The sequence below is a fragment of the Streptomyces sp. S3(2020) genome (assembly GCF_013044505.1).
Classification (GTDB): Bacteria; Actinomycetota; Actinomycetes; order Streptomycetales; family Streptomycetaceae; genus Streptomyces.
On sequence record NZ_JABERD010000197.1, the window covers coordinates 1 to 18,072 of the forward strand.

Genomic DNA, 18,072 nt, shown 5'->3' on the forward strand with positions numbered 1-18,072 from the left:
GTCAGCGGGTGGGTGGGAGGAACTCGGGCTGGTCCAGCACGCGCAGCCAGCTTCCATCAGGCTGGCGCCGGACGACCTGCGCCCGGGCACCGGTCCCGTCCTTCGGTGGGGTCGAGGTCAGGGCGATGTCACCGCTGATCAGCGTCGGCAGCGGTTGTTCCTGTTCGAAACGGGGACGGTTGGCCAGCACCTTCTCCCACAGCACGTGAATCGCCTGCCGGCCCACCGTCCGGTCGCCGGGCGGGTAGGCCAGCACCGCACCCTCTTCGTAGAGTGCGGCGACCCCGGCCGCGTCACCAGCGTTGGACCGTTCGACGAAGAAGCGGGTGATGTCCTCGGGGCGCATGGCCTTCTCGTACTCCGGCACGAGTTCCTCCTGACGTCGGGCTTCGACACTTCCCAGCCTGGCCAAGCCTGGCCGCCGACTGACCAGAAGTCCAACAGATGGTTCTTCTGGAAACTAGAATCTACGATTATGGATCTGAGGCAGCTGGAATACTTCGTCGCGGTCGCCGAGGAGCAGAACTTCACCCGGGCAGCCGGTCGGCTGCACATCAGCCAGTCCGGTGTCAGCGCCCAGATCCGCCAGCTGGAACGGGAACTCGGTGCCGAGCTGTTCGACCGGTCGGCCCGAACCGTCACCCTCACCACCGCGGGAAAGGCCGCACTCGAACACGCCCGCGCCGCGCTCGCCGCCGCTGGGGCAGTCGGGCAGGCGGTGGGCGAGGTGACCGGTCTGATCCGAGGTCGGCTCACCGTCGGGATGGTCATCGGCTGCACCCTCACCCCGCTGTTCGACGCCCTCGCCGCGTTCCACCGTGCACATCCCGGTGTGGAGATCTCGCTTCTGGAGGACAGCTCGGACCGGCTCGTCGAGGGGGTGCGTACCGGTGCGGTCGACCTGGCACTCATCGGGGCCGCGGCCACCACCCCCGAGGGGCTGGACGCGCTGACCATCATCAGCGAGCGGCTCGTCGTGGCAGTCCCGACCGGGCACCCCCTGGCGAAGCGGCAGCGGGTCACCCTGCGCGACCTGGTCGCCCACCCCATCGTGTGCATGCCGCCGGGCACCGGCCTGCGCACGGTATTCGAGCATGCCTGCGCCGTGCAGAACCTCCGACCCACTATCGCGCTGCAGGCCAGCGCCGCGGACGCCATTGCCGACCTCGCGGCCCGCGGGCTCGGCGTCGCCATCCTCAGCGACTCCATGGCTGCGCGCTACCACGACCGGCTCACCGCCCGCACCATCGCTGACGTCGATACACCCGCGTTGCTCGCTCTGGTCTGGAAGGGCACGAGCAGCCCCGGGATGCGTGAGCTGCTCGTGCACAGTCGGCAGGCGTTCACCAAGCCCGCCCCTGCGGCCTCCTCCTGAACACACAGGTCTGTCCGCTGACATCAGCATGATGGTCCGTCAACTGACTGCTCAGACGGGAAGTTCGGTGATGCTGAGGGCGAAGTCCAGGTTCCCCACGCCGTGGTTGGCGAGGCCCACCGTGACCACTCCCGCCCCTTCCAGCCAGTGCGCCATTTTGAGGCCGCCGACATCCAGCGGGCGCAGCCCGAGGCTCTCGACGAACGTCTCCACACTTGCCTTGGCCTGAGCGTTGTCGCCAGCGAGAAAAACGTCTGGCCGGCCCTTCTCCAGGACGTGACGGAAGACGGTGTTGAACGCCTTCACCACGCCGGCGTCGGCCGGGGCCGCCTTGGTGACCTCCTGCGCGATCGAGGTCTCCTGGCGGTGGGCCAGTCCGTCGAACGTGGAGTTGAAGGGGTTGCTGATGTCGACGATGACCTTGCCCGCGAGAGCCTCTCCGTACTGGGCAACGACCGGCACGACACCGTCGTACAACAGGGCCACGATGACGATGTCCCCGGCCGGGGTTGTCCCCCATTCTCCCGTCGTGGCGCCGCCGAGAGTCTTGGCCAGGTCGGTGGCCTTGGACCGGTCACGGCCCATGACCTCGACGGTGTTGCCGCCCGCCAGTGCCCGCGCGCCGATGGTGCGGGCCATGTTCCCGGTGCCGATGATGCTGATGCTGCTGCTGCTGCTCATGAGGTGTCCTTCCCTGGTCGTGGGTTGTCCGGTTCAGATGGCGGTGGTGCCGCCGTCGGCGACGAGTTCCATGCCGTTGACGTAGCTGGAGTCGTCGGAGGCGAGGAAGAGGGCGGCGGTGGCGATCTCGTCGGGGCGGCCCATCTGACCGCGAGGGATGAGGGACTCGAACTGGCGCTTGGTTGCCTCGTCGAAGAGTTCCTCCTGCTTGGCGGTGGCGACCTGGCCGGGGGTCAGGACGTTGACGCGGATACGGCGGTCCTTGAGCTCGTTGAGCCAGATGCGGGCCCAGGCCTGCTGGACGGCCTTGCTGCCGGCGTAGACGCTCCAGCCGGGGAAGGCGCCGAGAGAGGCGTTGGAGCCGGTCATGAGGATGGAGCCGCCGTCGTTGAAGAGCGGGAGCGCCTTCTGGACGGTGAACAGGGTGCCGCGCGCGTTGAGCCCGAACCAGGTGTCGAACTGGGCCTCGGTGATCTCGCCGAGCGGAGCGGGCTCACCCCCGCCCGCGCTGGCCCACAGCACGTCGAGGCTTCCCTTCTCCCGCTTGACGGTGTCGTACAGACGGTCCAGGTCGTCCAGGTCGGCGGCGTCACCCTGGACGCCGGTGACGTTGCGGCCGATCTGCTTCACGGCCTCGTCCAGGGCGTCCTGGCGACGGCCGGTGATGAAGACGTGTGCTCCCTCGTCGACGAACAGCTTCGCGCCGGCCAGCGCCATGCCCGTGGTGCCGCCGGTGATGACCGCCACCTTGCCGTCGAGCTTGCCCATGGTCGTTCCTTTGCGTCGGTGGTGCCGTGCCGTGCGCACCTGGGGTGACGGCATTATGTACACCGCTTGGTGTGCTTACCGTACGAGGCGGGCAGCCAGGAACGCAACTATGTACACCGGTCGTTACCCAGCTCGGGTAGCATGGGCGCATGACGGAGTTGGAGAAGGGCCCCACGGGTCGCCGCCGCGGCCGGGGCGCGCGCGAGCGCATCCTCAGTGCGTCGCAGCGGCTGTTTCGCGAGCAGGGCATCAACCGCACCGGCATGGACCAGCTCTGCTCGGCGGCCGAGGTGTCCAAGCGCACGGCCTACCAGCACTTCACCAACAAGGACGAGCTCGTCGCCGAGTACCTGCGCCGGTTCGACCCCGCTGTCCTGTCCGGCGTGTTCGACCGCCCCGACCTCACGCCCCGCGAACGGCTCCTCGCCGCCTTCGACATTCCCCCCACCACTCCCCTGTGCCCCTATATCGCCGCTGCCGTCGAACTCCACGACCCCCAGCACCCCGCATCCCAGTACGCACGCGACTACAAGAAGGCCGTCGCCGCCCGGCTCGCCGACACCGCCCGCGAAGCCGGCGCCGCCGACCCCGAACAACTCGGCGAGCAACTCGCACTCCTCATCGACGGCGCCGCGGCACGCACCCGCGTCCTCAACGCCGACGCCTTCCCCACCGCCGCCGCCGTCGCCGCCGTCCTCATCGACAACGCCATCTCTGCCGCAGCCGGCGATGACCGGCGCAGGGACGAAGCGTCGAGTTGACCTGCCACTCCGCGGCCGGGCCGAACGCGCTGCCGCCGGTCGCGCCGCTGTGCTGCCGGGCGGTGACGGCCTCGCCGTATTCGGCTGCAGCCGCAGCGCGGGTTCCCTTGCTTGCCCGGTACCGGGCCGCCATGTACGCGCCGCCTGCGCCGAGTTCGGTCTCCTGGCTGCTATGTGGCACCGCCACACGGGTCTGTACTGCGGTGTAGCCGGTGGGCGCCGGTCAGGTATCGAAACGGGTGGTGGCGAGACTGCTTAGCAGCCGTCGGAGTGCCGCCTCGGTCAGGTGCGGCCGGGCGCCGAGCGGGAACGGTGTGACGGCGGCTTCGGTCGGGGCCCGGTTGCCGAACGGGTGCCGGGTTCGGATGCACAGCCGCAGCCCGCGCGGCGGGAGTAGGGAGGGATCAGCGCCGGAAGGCGGCTGGGCCCGGCACTACGAACACGCGCACGGCGTTGACGCCAGGCAGCGTCCAGGCGACCAGGCGGCGGGTCGGGTGCCGCGCGCAGGGTGTCGTTGCGTCGGTAGCGGCGCAGGGCGCTCGGCCCGGCCACCACGTTGGACAGCAGGTTGGTCGACGTGACCGCGGGTCACCGTCGAGATCGGCAACCCGGCGGCCAACCTCGCACAGATGGTCCACTCCACCGATGCCCCCGCCCCCTTGCGCCCGGACCGTATCCACGCGCCGGCCGCCATGGGAGCGGGATGACCATGAGACGTTCAGGAACAGCAGGAGCAGCCCGAGCCGCAGCCGCTCGCATCCTCCGTGTCCGGGGCCGGTCCGTGTGCTCGGGTGTTGGCAGCAGGGTGGGCGGCAGGTGCGCAGCAGCCCTTGCCCTGCCAGGCGTCGCGGCCCTCCTTGATGGCGATGGCGGCGATCACGAGGGCGGCGATCGGGTCGGCCCAGGACCAGCCGAGAACGGCGTTCAGGATCAGGCCGGCCAGCAGGACGGCGGAGAGGTAGGTGCACAGCAGGGTCTGCTTGGAGTCAGCGACCGCGCTCGCGGAACCGAGTTCCCTCCCGGCCGTGCGCTGGGCGGCGGACAGGAACGGCATGACCGCCAGGGAGAGCGCGGCCAGCACGATGCCGGGGATCGAGCGGTCGGCCTCGGTGCTCCCGGCCAGCGCGCGCACGGCGTCGACGCTGACGTAGGAAGCGAGAACGAAGAAGGACAGGGCGATGATCCGCAGGGCGGTCTTCTCTCGCGCCCGACGGACCGCGTGCTCGCGAGCGGAGAACTGCCAGGCGACCGCGGCGGCTGAGGACACCTCGATGACCGAGTCCAGACCGAAGCCGACCAGGGCCGTGGAGGAAGCCAGGGTGCCGGCGGTGAGGGCGACGATCGCCTCGATGACGTTGTAGGTGATGGTCGCGGCGACCAGCAGCCGTATCCGGCGGGTGAGCGCGTCGCGGCGGGCCGGGGGCGGGCCGAGCGATATCGCGGTCATCAGCAGCAGTCCCTTGTGGCGGCGTCCGGGCAGGTCTTGTCCGACTCGACCGCGACCACGGCTGCGAGCAGGTGGTCCAGGGCGTGACCGAGGCGTTCGTCGGCGAGCTCGTAGCGGGTGCGGCGCCCGTTGGGGGCGGTCACGACCAGGCCGCAGTCCCGCAGGCAGGCAAGGTGGTTCGACAGCCGGGTGCGGGAGACACCGAGCGCCTCGGCGAGGTCGGCCGGGTAGGCCGGCGCCTGGCGCAGGGCGAGCAGGATCCGGCAGCGGATCGGGTCGGCGAGCGCGCGGCCGAAGCGGGCCAGCACGTCGATGTCGGAAGCACCGGTCAGCACACCACGGCAGTACACAGCATCCTGAATTCAGGGAACCTTGAACAGTCGGTGAATGAGGGCGGCTGACATACGCTCGGCCCACGGGCCGGCGGCGCAGCAACCGTCTATGGCTCCACTCGTGATCCGCTGAGGTCAGTGCTCGCGCCCATCACGCGGTACATGCCGATCGAGTCGTGCACGGCGGTGTCGGCGAAGCCGTACTTCTCGTAGAGGAAGCGGGCGGGGCCGTCGGCGATGAGGGATACGTATGCGGTGGCGGGTGCCCGGCGCTCCAGTTCCTCGGTGAGCGCGGCCATGATGCGCGTGCCGAGGCCGCGGCCCTGGTGTGCCGGATGGACGCAGATGTCGACGATCTGGAACGCGGTACCGCCGTCACCGATGATGCGCCCCATGCCCACGGGATTCCCCTCGTGGTGGACGACCACCCCGTGCCAGGTGTTGGGCAGGGCTAGCGTGACGGCTTCCGGGGTTTTGTCCGAGAGACCGGCGTCGGTGCGCAGGCGGCGGAAGACCTCGACAGAGGGCACACCCACGCTCAGCTCGTACGAGTCGTTCAAACCATTCACTCCGATCGTGAGATGTGCGCCCTATGCCCTGCCGTGGTGGTCGCCGCGGTCGCTGAGCTGTGTTTCGAACCAGTCTTGCAGGGCGTCGTAGTCGAGGCCGAGATCGCCGACAGCGGCGTGGTGGAAGCGCTGACGTCCTCTGCGGTAGTAGTCGATGTCGTGCGCGTCCCAGCGCATGGCGAACTCGGTGCTGCGGGTGACGAGTTCGACGGGATCGGTGTTGCCGGGTGTGCGGGGCGCAGAAGACGAAGCGGGCCAGGTTGGGCGATTGCCCATCCGTCTACCATCGGCCTGTCCAGCCGCGCCCTTCAGCACCTATCCGGTCTTCGCGCTGGTCACCGCCGCCGGATCGGCTCTCGCTGGTGTCGCCCGACCCGTGGTCGGCAGGGCCCTGGTCGCAGTGAGCGCGCCGTGGCGATGCTCAAGTGCTGGCGGGACCTGGGGAAGCTCCGTTGCGGCATCACCAGGATCGCCGCCGTCGTCCGAGCGATCGTGACCCTCGTCGGCACCTGCGGCCAGGTGCGAGGTGGCCCTGGCGGGTCGGGCTTGGCGATGGCCGCCGGGCCTGCGGTGGGGTCGATGAGCATGAACGCCTGCCCGCTGACGTAGGCCTTGACGGGTCCTGTGACCGGCGCCGCCTGATCCATGGATGGCCGAGCGGAGGCCTTCGCCTTGCGTTGCTGCGATGTCGGCTGGTTCTATGCCCCGGTGAGATGGTGGAAGGGAGCCGACCTGCTTGACGTTCGGGCAGCGGTCCCAGGACGGGGCAACGGCCAGGAGGCACTGCGCGTGATGGTGTCGGTGCGCCCCCGCACCGCCCCTTCCATCCGTACCGTCAGCACGTGCACACCGCGCGAGCAGCTGGCCCGCGACCGATGACGAACGTTCGACGGCGCAGCACGTCCGTGCTCCTGGGTCTGCTGGTCGCCCTGGCCTCGGTGCTCGGAATCGCCTGCCTGTGCACCCACGGGCATGTCGCCCTCCCCGTCGCCGCCGCGTCGACAACGCCGGCCGCGCCGACGTCGTACGACATCGCGACGGACGACACCCGCGAGCGGGTCTGTGCCTCGCCCGGCCATGACCGGTGCGGGGGCTCGGCGGCGGTGGGCAATCCGACCACCGGTCCCGGACCGCACCCCGTGCCCCAGGCGCTGCCCGTTCGTGTCGACGCTCGTCCGGTGGCTCTCCCGGTTCCGGCCGACGCTCGTCCGGCGGCCCCTCGTCCCCCGGACCTCCACACCCTTCAGGTGCTGCGGACCTAGACCGGATGCCCGATCCACACGATCACGGACATCCGTCACTCTCCGCTGTACGAAAGGGACTTCGGCATGGCTTCCGCCAACTCGAAGACGAACAAGAGCACCAAGAACACGAAGGGTTCCGGCAACGGCAACAAGCCGTCGGCCAAGGAGCGCGCCACCACCCGCCGCGCCCGGATCGAGGAGCAGCGGCGCGCCGAACGCGCCCGCGAGCGCCGCAACCGGATCATCACCGTCATCGCGTCCACGGCGATCGTGGTCGGCGTGGCGGCCGGTGGCTGGTACCTGGTCGACCAGGCCAACGAGAAGGAGGCCGTCCAGGCCGCCCCGGTCTCCGGCGAGAAGAGCTGGAAGAAGCTGACGCAGAACCACGTCGACAAGGACGTCGACTACCCGATGACCCCGGCCGCCGGCGGTGATCACTCCCAGGTCTGGCAGAACTGCAACGGTGACGTCTACACCAGCGCCATAAAGGAGGAGAACGCGGTCCACTCCCTGGAGCACGGGGCCGTATGGATCACCTACAACGCCAAGGCGGATCAAGCGGACGTCAAGGCGCTCGCCACCAAGGTCGCCAAGACGCCGTACACGCTGATGAGTCCATTCGACGATCAGTCGTCGCCGATCACGCTCACCGCATGGGGCCGTCAGCTGAACGTGAAGAGTGAGTCGGATCCGCGTGTGTCCGAGTTCCTCGGCAAGTACGTCCAAGGGGCGCAGACTCCCGAGCCCGGCGCCGCCTGCACGGGAGGGCTGTCCGCGTGACCGCCACCGAACTGGGCACAGGCGACCAGGACGTGGACGACCCTCTGGTCGATGACGTGCCTGGGGCCCGGTCTCGCCTGCCCCGGCTGCTGGTCTCCGGTGCCCTCGTCACGGCGGCCATTGTCGTCGCGCTCCTCGTCGCCATGTTCTGGCCGAGCGGCGACGCGACCGCCACGCCTGGGCGCGACTCGGTGGATGCCGGTTTCTCCCGGGACATGGCCGTCCACCACCAGCAGGCGGTGGAACTGTCGTTCATCGTCCGCGACCGCACCGACGACGAGGACGTGCGGCGCCTCGCCTACGACGTCATCAACACCCAGGCCAATCAACGCGGCATGCTGCTGGGCTGGTTGGACGGCTGGGACCTGCCCACGTACTCGCAGGACCCACCCATGACCTGGATGGGCCACGGCTCGATGTACGAGGCGCACGACGGCTCGCTCATGCCCGGCATGGCCACCAACACCCAGTTGGACCAGCTGCGTGAGACAAGTGGTGAACAAGCGGAGATCCTCTACCTCCAGTTGCTCACCGTGCACCACAAGGGCGGCGTCGACATGTCCGAAGCCGCGGCCTCGAACGCCGAGACCGAACAGGTGCGGCGGCTGGCCAAGGGCATGGTGGAAGGCCAGCGGTCCGAGATGGACCTGATGGCCGACATGCTCAAGGAGCGTGGCGCGACCGCGTGAACTCCCCTGCTGGGTATCGCCGTACGGCCGTCCAAGCCGTCAAGGCCGTCAAGGCCGTCAGAGCTGTACGGCGGTACCCAGCACGTACCGGAAGTTCGGCACTCGGCTCGGCCCGGTCACAGCAGCCCGGTCACAGCAGGTCCGGTCGCTGCCACTCAGCGTCGAGGACGTGGTGGTCGAGGAAGTTGAGGAACGTCTCGTACCACAGGCGTGCGTGGTTCGGCTTCAGGACCCAGTGGTTCTCGTCCGGGAAGTAGAGGTACTTCGCGGGGACTTCGTGCCGCTGGAGTTCCTGGAAGAGCGTGGCGCCCTGCCCGACGGGCACGCGGTAGTCCTTCGCGCCGTGGATGACCAGCATCGGGGTGCGGATCTTCGCGACGTCCAAGTGCGGTGAGTCGGCCTCGTACCGCTCGGGGCGGGTCAGCGGGTCGCCGAAGATCCGCTGGAAGTACCAGGGCACGTCGGTGTCGCCCTGGAACATCCGCAGGTCCCACAGGCCCGCGTGGTTGACGATGGCCCTGAACCGGTCCGTGGTGGTGGCGACGCGGTTCGCCATGTATCCGCCGTACGAGCCGCCCGCGAGCGCCGTGCGTCCGGCATCGATGTCGTCCCGGGCCTCGGTCGCGTCGGTCAGCGCGATCACGTCCGTGTAGGGGCGCCCGCCCCACTGCCCCCAGCCGCGCCGGTGGTTGATCTGCCCGTAGCCGGTCGACAGGGCCGGGTCCGGCAGCAGCACCGCATAGCCGCGCGCGGCGAACGGCCACGGGTTCCACCGCCAGGTCCAGCCGTTCCAGCTGAACTGCGGTCCGCCGTGGACGGCGACGAGCAGCGGCGCGGGCCGCTCGGCGGACGCGCCCTCGGGCAGCACGAGCCAGCCACGCAGCACGAACCCGTCGTCGGCCTGCGCGTGGACCTCGGTGAGCGTGCCGGGCAGTTCCCCTACGCCGCCCGGGGCGGGCAGGTCGACCGGAGTCTGGTCGACGGCGTCGGCGTCGATCCGCACGGGCGTCGGCGGCGCGTCGACCGCGTGGCGCAAGGCGTAGAGCGTCCGTCCGTCGGGGGCCACGGTCAGCGAGCCGTACGCGCCCGACGCGGTGAGGCGTGTGACGTCGCCGTGCGGGTCGCGTCGGAAGACGGGCGCGTGCCCTTGCTCGTCGGAGGTGAAGAAGAGCGTGTCGTCGAACGGTGAACAGGCAACGCCACCGGGCCAGTTGTCGAACCCGGGCAGCAGGTCCCGCTCCGAGCCGTCGGCCAGGTCGATCCGGACGAGGGTCGCGTCCCAGGGTTCGTCGTACGTCGGGTAGCGCATCCGGCAGCACACGACGGCCGAGCCGTCGTGTGTGAACCGCGGCGCCTCGTAGAGGTGCTCCAGATCACCGATGACGTGGATCTCCGCACCGGTCACCGCGTCGGCCACCACCACGGCGGTGCGGTTCTCGTCCGGGACCCGCCCGGGCACGAACCGGCGGTACGCGACCCGGGTGCCGTCCGGCGACAGCGCCGCGTCCCCCGGATCCTCCAGGCCGACCCCCTGTCCACCGGCGTCGACCGGCTCCGCGTCGGCACCGGCGCGGACGAAGATGTGCGGCTCCGCCGGGCCGAGGTCGTGGTCCCAGGCGCGGGTCGGCCCGGCCTCGTACAGGATCGCGGTGACCTTCGCGTCCTTGCGTGCCATACGCAGCTTGCCGTGCGCCTCGGCGTCGGCGGCGCCCGGCAGCAGCCCCGCGGTGTGGCAGAGCGCGCCGGAGTTCCGGGCGACGGTGACCGCGGCGATCCCGCCCGGGTGCCGGGCCACGACGGTGGCCTCGCCGCGCGGGGGCAGCGCCCACAGCGCGGCGCCCTCGTCCTCGTCGCTGTCACCGTCCGCGGCGGCGCGGCCGGACAGGAAGTACAGCGTCCCGTCGGGACCGAACTCCGGCCCCGACTCGCCCTTGTCGGAGCGGGTCAGCCGCTGCGCATCGCGCTCCCCGGCCGGGTCGATCTCCCACAGACCGGACACGAACCGTGTCCCGTCCCCGGACAGCGACTGCACGGCGGCGACGAGACGAGTGCCGTCCACAGACAGGGCAAGTGAGTTGACGCGGGGGCGGGCGACGAAGGCGGACAGGTCACGGAAGGTGGACAGGCCACCGGAGGACTCGGTCATGCGGGCGATTGTCACCCTCCTCGCGGCACGAGGGCCAGGGAGTTCGGCCCAGCGCGAAGATCCCGCCCGATCGCGTCGACAGGACGGCCTTCACCTTTGCTCGCTGCTGGCGCCCGTCTGTCGACGCTCGCCGGTCCTTGGCCGCTGGGGTGGGGAATTGACTGGTCCTCGGTGTCGCGGACGCCCTGGACGGACCTCCGCGACGCCGTCGCGCGCACGTCGCCGGGCTTGTGGTCGTCAGCGGCGCTTGAGCTCGGTCACCAGGTCCCTGAACTCATTCCATTGGACGGGTGGCCGGGGCAAGCCGCGGCGCTCCAGGTAGCGGGCCGTGGCCCGGTTGGTCCGGCGCAGCACACGCCACGCATCGGTCGGGCGGCCGGTGCCCATGGGCTCCACGACCCGTTCGGGAACCAGCAGCCAGGTGGAGCCGTCCCTCCTCAACTCGCCGCGTACCAAGGCGTTGTGCATATGGTTGAGCCTCTCGTCGTGCCGGTGGACCAGCAGGGAGGCGGGGCCGGGGGCAGCGGTGCAGTCCTCGGGGACGCGGATCTCGAAGCCGCCGTCCGCGGGCACGGGCCGGGTGCGGGCGAGCACCGGCGCTCCGGAGTCGTCCCGGGCGGCGAGCACCGCGGTGGAATGGCGCGCCAGCTGCACAGCTCCCGGGAGCGTGTTCGGGCGGGGTGGCTCGGCAATGCGCTCGGCGAGGCGCCCGGCAACGGGTTCGGGAGGCTCTCGTACGATCACCTGTTCCGGAGTGACGGTGATCAGCAGCCGCAGGTAGTACCAGGCCATCATGCGCCGCAGTGGGAGTGAGACGTACGCCCTGCTGTGCGGCTGCCGTTCGAAGAGCATCCGCCAGTAGTCCTCGGCGCCCTGCGGACCGGTCCTGATCTCGTCGGGGCACTCGGCGCGGCCGCCGACGAAGATCTCCGGGGGCTGGTGCAGGCCACTGCCGGTGGGGTCGGAGAAGAGCAGGGCGACCCGGCCGTCCCGGCGGATGTTCAGTGCCTTCTGTGCGAACGCGAGGGACGTGGACAGCAGCAGTGTCCCGTCGGGGCGGCGCCGCACCGCCGTCGGCCAGACCAGCGGGGTGCCGTCCTTGCCGAGCGTCACGAACTCGCAGGTCCGGTAGGCGTCCAGGACGTCGAGAGGGGCGGAGTCGAGCGGGCTCACGCGTGGTACCCCTCGTCGAGCGGGCCACGGATCGCCCGGCGGGCGGCGGCGTACTGGCGGTGGCCGACGACCTTCCACAGCAGACGGCCGATGAGCGGGGCCTTGCCGAGGAGATGGGCGCGTTCCTGCGGCGTGGCCTCCTCCAGGAGGGCGCCGAGGGCGATGAAGAGCTGGCTCTTCGGTATCTGCTCCATGCCGCGTGTGCCGACCACGTCCCACTCCGCGACGGTGAGGTGTTCGGCGACGAGCGGAAGGACCAACCGCTCCTCGTCGTCGAGGTGTTCGAGCAGGACAGTGCGGTGCGCGTCCAGCGCCAGGGCCAGTTCCTCCCCTGCGATGGGGTCCGCCGCCGGTTCCCAGGCGGGTGTCCACTCCGCGACCGCTCGAAGGCTTTCGTCTATGCGCCGGTGCTGCTCCTCCATCCGGGAGACCAGTTCGTCGTCCTGTGCGGCACGGGTCCGGAGCAAGGGCCAGACCAGCTCGTCCTCCAGCGCGTGATGGTGGTGCAGACCGCCCAGATACGTGTGCAGATGCTCCACGACCTGCGCCGCGCGGGCCGTCCCGCCGTCGGGCACCGCGCGCACCAACCGGGGCAGCAGCGCCGACTCGCGGCGAAAGACACGGTGGACCACGACCATTTCGTGGGTGTACGGCCGCTCGGCCGGGGGAAGTTCGTCCGTCGTAATGCTGGGGGACACGCTCGGAAGCTCCAACGATCAGGTACCAGTGACAAGCTTCCAGGGTCGTTCGACCACTTGGACTCCGCTTGGCGTCCGCTTGGCGCCCGTTGGACCGCTCGGCTCGTGGGCCGTGTCCGTGATCCGTTCACAGGACGGCACCGCCGGACGGCACCGCCATGCGGGTAGATTCCCCCAACATGCTGCGTATTCGAGTGCTGGGTTCGCTGGGCGCCGAGGTCGAGGGCGAACCGGTTCACCTGGGCACGCCCCGGCAGCGGGCCCTCCTGTCACTGCTCACGACGGCCCGTGGCGGTGTCGTGCCGGTGGACCGGATGGCGGACGCGCTGTGGCGCGGGCAACCGCCCGCCAAGGCCCTCGTATCCCTGCACGCCTACGTCTCCAACCTCCGCCGTCTGCTCGAACCCGGGCGCCCGCCCCGCACCCCGGCGACCATCCTGGTCACCACGCCGCCCGGCTACGCGCTGCGGCTGTCCCGGGACGCCGTGGACGCCTGGCGCTTCGAGGCCGCGGTGAGCCGGGCCCGCCGTGCCCCGGCGGAGGAGGCCCGCGCGCTGCTCGCCGAGGCCCTCGGGTGGTGGCAGGGGCCCGCCTTCGCGGAGCACGCGGACGAGTCCTGGGCCGCCTCGGAGGCGGCCGGCCTGACGGGGCTGCGGACCGAAGCCGCCGAACTCGCCGTGGCAGCCGACCTGCGCACCGGCCGCGCGGCCGAGGCCGTCCCCGCGGCCGAAGTCCTCGTCGCGCAGGGCCCCTTGCGGGAGGAGGGCTGGCGCCTGCTCACCCTCGCCCACTGGGCCTGCGGTCGCCAGTCCGACGCCCTCGCCACCCTGCGCCGCGCCACACGCACACTCCGCGAGGAACTGGGCTGCGTCCCGGGCCCGGCGCTGGCGCAACTGGAACAGGCGGTACTCACCCAGCGCTTGGAAGTCCTGCACGCGGCCATCCCGATGCGTTCGGCATCGGCCGTACCCGCCCCCAAGTCACGCGTCCCCACGTCGGCGTCGGATGCCCAGGCGGTGCCGGCAGTGGTCGTGCCCGCGCCGGCCACTGGCGGCAAGGTGCTCAACAGAAACACCCTCTTCGTCGGCCGCACCGCAGAACTGGGTGCCCTGCGAGCCGCCGCGGGGGCCGCTCGCAACGGCGCGGGAACGGTGCTGGTCACCGGGGAGGCCGGGGCGGGGAAGTCGGCGCTGTTGGAGCGACTCGCCGAGGTGCTGCGGGCCGACGGGTGGACGGTGGTGCTCGGGCGGTGCCCCGAGTACGAGGGTGCGCCGCCCGCCTGGGCATGGGTGGAGGCACTGGGCGCACTCGCCCGGGACATACCCCCGGCCCAGCCCGGGGAACTGGCCGTGCTGCTGCGCGAGCCGGAGAACCTGGCCGCCACGACCCGCGACGAGGCGACCGCCGGACGCTTCCGGATGCACCGCGCGTTCGCCGAATGGCTGCGGGCCGCGGCGGGCACCGCACCGCTCGCCGTCGTCCTGGAGGACCTGCACCGCGCCGACGGCGAGACACTCGCCCTGCTCGAAGCCGCCGCCGCCCTCACCGGCATGCCCCTGCTCACCGTCGCCAGCTACCGTCCCGCCGAGGTCGGCGAGCACCTGGGCAAGACACTCGCCCACCTCGCCCCCGGCGCCCCACACCGCATCACACTGTGCGGGCTGCCGCCGGAAGACGTCGCGACCGTCGTCGACGCGGTGTGCGGCAAGCCGGTCGACGCGCCCACCGTGGCCGCCCTCGCCGAACGCACCGGCGGCAACCCCTTCTACGTCCTGGAGAGCGCCCGGCTGCTCGCCAGCGAAGGCGCCCTGGTCGCCACGTCCGAGGTACCGCAGGGCGTCCGGGACGTGCTGCGCAGACGGTTGGCGCTGCTCCCCGCCGGCGCCCAGGCCGCCGTACAGCTCACCGCCGTCGTAGGACTGGAAGCGGAGCTGGCGCTGCTGATCGACGCGGCCGACGCCGACGAGGACGAGGTCGTGGCGGGACTCGACGCCGCCCTGGCCGCCGACCTGCTCACGGAGCCGGGACCCGGACGGGTGCGGTTCGTGCACACGCTGGTCCGCGACACCATGTACACCGACCTGTCCGGAGTCCGCCGCGCCCGGCTGCACGGCCGTGTCGCACGCGCGTTGCGCCGCCATCATCCCGACGACCTCGCCGCCCTGGCCCACCACTTCGCCCGCTCCGGCAGCCCCTCGGACGCGCCTCTCGCCGTCGACTACGCGCTGCGCGCCGCCGAGGTCGCCGAACGGCGCTACGCCCACGACATCGCCGTAGGCCTCATCCAGCAGGCCATCGACGTGCACACGGCATCCACGCCCGATCTCTACGGGCAGCCCGAGGACACGGTCGGTCTGCTCGTGCGGCTGCTCGGGGCGCAGATCCGGGCCGGTTCCACGGAGGCGGCGCGGGGCACGCGGCAACGAGCCGTCGAACTGGCCGAGCAGGCCGGCCGGGGCGATCTGGTGGCGGCGGTCTACGGCGCCTGGACCGAGCCCGCGCCCTGGCGGAGCCGTCTGGAGGGCATCTACGACCGTGACTCGCTGGCCCGGCTCGAGGAACTGGCGGCCGATCCCCGCCTGGACGAGCCCACCCGCGCCCGGGTGCTCCAGGTCCTCGTCGACGCCGTGGCCGCCGAGGACGCCCCACGGGCCCTGGACGCCGCCCGCACCCAGCTGGCCCTCGCCCGCACAGGCGGCGAGCCGCGCCTGCTGGCCGCCGCGCTGATGACCTCCGCCAGGCTGCTGCCGCACGAGGCACAGAGCAGCGCGCGCCCGCCGCTGGTCGCCGAGTTGCGCGAGCTGGCCCGGGCCCACGACCTGCCCGCCTACCGCTGGATCTGCGAACACCTCGACGGGATGACCGCCGCGGCCCTCAACGATCCCGAGGCGGTCCGCCGGCACACCGCCGACGGGCTGGCCCTCGCCCGCCGCTACCGGATGCTCTGGGCCCAGAGTCTGGGCGCTGCCGCCTCGGCCATGCTGGCCGCCGTCGCCGGGCGCTTCGACACCGCCGAGGCCGGATACGCCGAGGCCGACGGCCTTTTGCAGCGGGTCGGGGCACACCACGCCACGGCCCTGCGCACCCTCGGGCTGATCACCGTACGGCTCGCCCAGGGGCGCGTCGCCGAGGTCGAAGAGATCATTCGTCCCGTGTACGACTCGACGGGACCGTCCGTGGGCGTCATGCTCGCGTTCGCCCTGGCCGACCTCGGCAGGATCGACGAGGCGCGCACGGTGGACTTCCCGCCGGAGCCGGTGACCGACCATCTCTACGGACTCGAACTCGACATACGCTCCCGGCTCGCCGTCCTACAGGACGACCACGCCACCGCGGCCGCGCTGGTCGAGCGGCTGCTGCCCCTGCGGGAACAGCTCGCGGGTGCCGCCGGGATGGCCTACGCCACCCGTCCCCTCGCCCACGCCCTCGGCGATCTGTACCGGTTCCTGGACGAGGACCAGGCCGCCGCCGAGCACTACGCCCTGGCCGCCCGCACCGCGCGGGCCTGGGGCTCACCCCACCTCACCGCAGACGCCCACCGGGCCGCCGCCGATCTCTCGGCGTACCGCGCACGGCGCCGCATCATCGTGACCTGACCTGACCTGACCTCACCTCACCTGACGTGGCACGGGGACGCCGCACCACAGTGCGCGCAGGCCAAAGACCTGTGCGCTCACGTGTAACGCCAGGCCAGGCCGTGACAGGCATCCTGCCGTGAAAAGAGCCGGAGAGACCTCACGAAGGGACTGCCATGCCGCAGCGAACGCACGCGAACTCCCCCTGCACCCTGCCCCTCCGGAACGGCCATCGGACAGCCGTCAAGCGGTGGCTCCTCAGCATCGGCGCCGCCATCACCATCATGCTGGTGCCTGCCCTGACAGTCGGCCCGGCCCACGCGTCGCCGTCGGACTTCACCTCTCAGGCGCGGGCCGCGGGACTGACCGCCACCCAGGCTGACGCCCTCCAAGAGGCGGTCGACAGGTATGTGGCCCAGACGGGCGGGACTCAGGTTTCGGCAAACCAGATCGACCTCCGTGGAGCCACGCTCTCCGTCCCCGTGCCCGGCGAAGCGCGACCCCGCACGTTCGGGACGTCCGACGTCCACTGCAACAGCGGGGCCGACTACGAGTACTTCTGCGCCTATTCGGAGACCTATTTCAACGGAACCAGCATCGCGTGGTGGGCCTGTGGCGTGGAGAAGTACATCCCGTGGAACTGGGAAGGCTCGTGGGACAACAACCAGACGCCCGGTACACGGGCGAGGATCTACTACCTGCACCATTCCGCTCTTACGCCTCCCGCACCGTCACGGAAACTCTACGGAGAGGACTGGGCGAACGTGCGCAGCATCAAGGGGTGCTGAGCTGGTGACCTGGAACTCCTGACAGTCCAGTCCGGTACTCACCGCCTCCGCTCTCCTTCGACTCCTGTACGCGAAGCGCCGCACCCCGCCAAGCGGGCTTCAAGTCTTTTCCAAGAGAGGCGTGCAGAGTCCGTGCCGAGGGCGGGTTCCATCGGGGGAGAGATCAAAGGGTGCGGGAGCAGATACGGTTCGCGGTGCTGGGGCCGGTCAGCGCGTGGCGCGGCACGACCGAAGTGGACCTGGGGCCACCGCAACAGCGCGCCGTGCTCGGTGCGTTGCTGATCGCGCAAGGCGCCCAGGTACGGGTCGGCGCACTGGTCGACGCGCTGTGGGGTACGGCACCGCCCGCATCGGCGGTGGGTTCGGTCCGCACCTATGTGCACCGGCTGCGGCGGGCGCTCGGCGATGCCCCGCTCATCCACTCCGTGGGCGACGCCTACGTCGTACGCGCCCTCCCCCAGGACCTCGACCTCGCCGCGTTCCGTGAGCTCGTCGCCCGCTCCGAACGCGCCCGGCAGGCCGGGAGCGCCCGGGACGCCGCCGTACACCTGCGGGCCGGGCTCGCCCTGTGGCAGGGCCCCGCACTGTCCGGGGTCCGCGGCGAGTGGGCGGGGGCCCAGCGTGAACGCCTCGAAGTGCTCAGGCTGTCCGCGCTGGAGACCCGGCTCGCCATCGAACTCGACCTCGGCGGCCACACCCAGGCCACCCCCGAACTGGCCGCTCTGGTCGGCGCGCACCCGCTCGACGAGCGGTTCCGCGAGATGCTGATGCTGGCGCTCTACCGCTCCGGACGGCAGTTCGCCGCGCTGGAGGCGTACACCCAGGTGCGGGATCTGCTCGCGGAGGAGCTGGGCGTGGATCCGGGCCCGCGTCTGCAACGACTGTACGAACGGATCCTGCGGGCGGATCCGGAGCTGTTGCCGTCGGCCGCCGCGCGGGCCGGGGAAGCCAGGGGCGGGCAGGTCCGGGCCGAGGGGGATCTGGCGGTGCAGGGGACCGTCTCGGGGGGCACCGTGCCCGATGGCGACAGCGAAGAGGCCAACGAG

General features: G+C 71.1%; 19 protein-coding genes. 9 read left to right on the forward strand and 10 right to left on the reverse strand.

The annotated features are described in order from the left end of the window. Nucleotide 1: 1 nt before the first annotated feature. Nucleotides 2-367, reverse strand: a complete 366-nt coding sequence (locus tag HLK59_RS39025) for a nuclear transport factor 2 family protein (RefSeq protein WP_171146385.1) — start codon at nucleotides 365-367, stop codon at nucleotides 2-4. Between the two features lie 108 nt (nucleotides 368-475). Between HLK59_RS39025 and HLK59_RS39030 the strand changes: the two genes are divergently transcribed. Beyond that, nucleotides 476-1,375 carry a LysR substrate-binding domain-containing protein gene (locus HLK59_RS39030; protein ID WP_171146386.1) on the forward strand — a complete coding sequence of 300 codons (900 nt, stop codon included), beginning with the start codon at nucleotides 476-478 and terminating at the stop codon, nucleotides 1,373-1,375. A 51-nt stretch (nucleotides 1,376-1,426) separates the two neighbouring features. Here HLK59_RS39030 and HLK59_RS39035 read toward each other — a convergent pair whose 3' ends face one another. Then, nucleotides 1,427-2,056, reverse strand: coding sequence for an NAD(P)-binding domain-containing protein (locus HLK59_RS39035; RefSeq protein WP_171146387.1), 630 nt, complete (start codon nucleotides 2,054-2,056; stop codon nucleotides 1,427-1,429). A 33-nt stretch (nucleotides 2,057-2,089) separates the two neighbouring features. Continuing rightward, the gene (locus HLK59_RS39040; protein WP_037738440.1) at nucleotides 2,090-2,824 is read right to left on the reverse strand and encodes an SDR family oxidoreductase; all 735 of its coding nucleotides are present in this window, start codon (nucleotides 2,822-2,824) and stop codon (nucleotides 2,090-2,092) included. A gap of 149 nt (nucleotides 2,825-2,973) precedes the next feature. Here HLK59_RS39040 and HLK59_RS39045 point away from each other — a divergent pair, with 149 nt between their 5' ends. Continuing rightward, complete coding sequence (locus HLK59_RS39045; RefSeq protein WP_171146388.1) at nucleotides 2,974-3,585, forward strand: TetR/AcrR family transcriptional regulator; 612 nt, start codon at nucleotides 2,974-2,976, stop codon at nucleotides 3,583-3,585. A gap of 718 nt (nucleotides 3,586-4,303) precedes the next feature. On the opposite strand, the gene HLK59_RS39050 is transcribed toward HLK59_RS39045, so the two are convergent. From HLK59_RS39050 to HLK59_RS39065, 4 genes are all read right to left on the reverse strand, one after another. Continuing rightward, a complete protein-coding gene (locus HLK59_RS39050) occupies nucleotides 4,304-5,032 on the reverse strand; it encodes a cation transporter (protein ID WP_171146389.1) in 729 nt (242 codons plus the stop codon). After that, nucleotides 5,032-5,367, reverse strand: a complete 336-nt coding sequence (locus HLK59_RS39055; protein ID WP_171146390.1) for a metalloregulator ArsR/SmtB family transcription factor — start codon at nucleotides 5,365-5,367, stop codon at nucleotides 5,032-5,034. The genes HLK59_RS39050 and HLK59_RS39055 overlap by 1 nt, the downstream gene beginning before the upstream one ends. A 104-nt stretch (nucleotides 5,368-5,471) precedes the next feature. After that, nucleotides 5,472-5,933 (reverse strand): GNAT family N-acetyltransferase, encoded by a 462-nt coding sequence (locus HLK59_RS39060; protein WP_171146391.1) that lies wholly within the window; start codon nucleotides 5,931-5,933, stop codon nucleotides 5,472-5,474. Between the two features lie 21 nt (nucleotides 5,934-5,954). Then, entirely contained in the window at nucleotides 5,955-6,209 is a 255-nt protein-coding gene (locus HLK59_RS39065) for a hypothetical protein (RefSeq protein WP_171146392.1), read from the reverse strand. Between the two features lie 135 nt (nucleotides 6,210-6,344). On the opposite strand from HLK59_RS39065, the gene HLK59_RS39070 reads away from it, so the two are divergent. The 4 genes from HLK59_RS39070 (at nucleotide 6,345) to HLK59_RS39085 (ending at nucleotide 8,646) form a co-directional block, all read left to right on the forward strand. Next, nucleotides 6,345-6,542, forward strand: coding sequence for a hypothetical protein (locus tag HLK59_RS39070; RefSeq protein ID WP_171146393.1), 198 nt, complete (start codon nucleotides 6,345-6,347; stop codon nucleotides 6,540-6,542). Between the two features lie 266 nt (nucleotides 6,543-6,808). Continuing rightward, nucleotides 6,809-7,195 carry a hypothetical protein gene (locus HLK59_RS39075; protein ID WP_171146394.1) on the forward strand — a complete coding sequence of 129 codons (387 nt, stop codon included), beginning with the start codon at nucleotides 6,809-6,811 and terminating at the stop codon, nucleotides 7,193-7,195. Nucleotides 7,196-7,261: 66 nt separating this feature from the next. After that, nucleotides 7,262-7,957 carry a DUF3105 domain-containing protein gene (locus tag HLK59_RS39080; protein WP_171146395.1) on the forward strand — a complete coding sequence of 232 codons (696 nt, stop codon included), beginning with the start codon at nucleotides 7,262-7,264 and terminating at the stop codon, nucleotides 7,955-7,957. A gap of 143 nt (nucleotides 7,958-8,100) precedes the next feature. After that, nucleotides 8,101-8,646, forward strand: coding sequence for a DUF305 domain-containing protein (locus HLK59_RS39085; protein WP_171146401.1), 546 nt, complete (start codon nucleotides 8,101-8,103; stop codon nucleotides 8,644-8,646). Between the two features lie 130 nt (nucleotides 8,647-8,776). Here HLK59_RS39085 and HLK59_RS39090 read toward each other — a convergent pair whose 3' ends face one another. The 3 genes from HLK59_RS39090 to HLK59_RS39100 all read right to left on the reverse strand — a co-directional run bounded on the left by HLK59_RS39090 (nucleotide 8,777) and on the right by HLK59_RS39100 (nucleotide 12,663). Next, nucleotides 8,777-10,792, reverse strand: a complete 2,016-nt coding sequence (locus HLK59_RS39090) for a S9 family peptidase (protein WP_171146396.1) — start codon at nucleotides 10,790-10,792, stop codon at nucleotides 8,777-8,779. Between the two features lie 237 nt (nucleotides 10,793-11,029). Next, nucleotides 11,030-11,965, reverse strand: coding sequence for a pyridoxamine 5'-phosphate oxidase family protein (locus HLK59_RS39095; RefSeq protein WP_171146397.1), 936 nt, complete (start codon nucleotides 11,963-11,965; stop codon nucleotides 11,030-11,032). Beyond that, entirely contained in the window at nucleotides 11,962-12,663 is a 702-nt protein-coding gene (locus HLK59_RS39100; RefSeq protein ID WP_346779915.1) for a hemerythrin domain-containing protein, read from the reverse strand. Before HLK59_RS39100 ends, HLK59_RS39095 begins: the two co-directional genes overlap by 4 nt. 179 nt (nucleotides 12,664-12,842) lie before the next feature. Here HLK59_RS39100 and HLK59_RS39105 point away from each other — a divergent pair, with 179 nt between their 5' ends. The 3 genes from HLK59_RS39105 to HLK59_RS39115 form a co-directional block, all read left to right on the forward strand. Further along, nucleotides 12,843-16,259: a BTAD domain-containing putative transcriptional regulator gene (locus tag HLK59_RS39105; RefSeq protein ID WP_171146398.1), complete on the forward strand. Its 3,417-nt coding sequence runs from the start codon at nucleotides 12,843-12,845 to the stop codon at nucleotides 16,257-16,259. A 155-nt stretch (nucleotides 16,260-16,414) separates the two neighbouring features. Beyond that, nucleotides 16,415-17,026, forward strand: coding sequence for a hypothetical protein (locus HLK59_RS39110; RefSeq protein WP_171146399.1), 612 nt, complete (start codon nucleotides 16,415-16,417; stop codon nucleotides 17,024-17,026). Between the two features lie 170 nt (nucleotides 17,027-17,196). Continuing rightward, a partial coding sequence (locus tag HLK59_RS39115; RefSeq protein WP_171146400.1) for a BTAD domain-containing putative transcriptional regulator occupies nucleotides 17,197-18,072 on the forward strand: 876 nt, incomplete at its 3' end.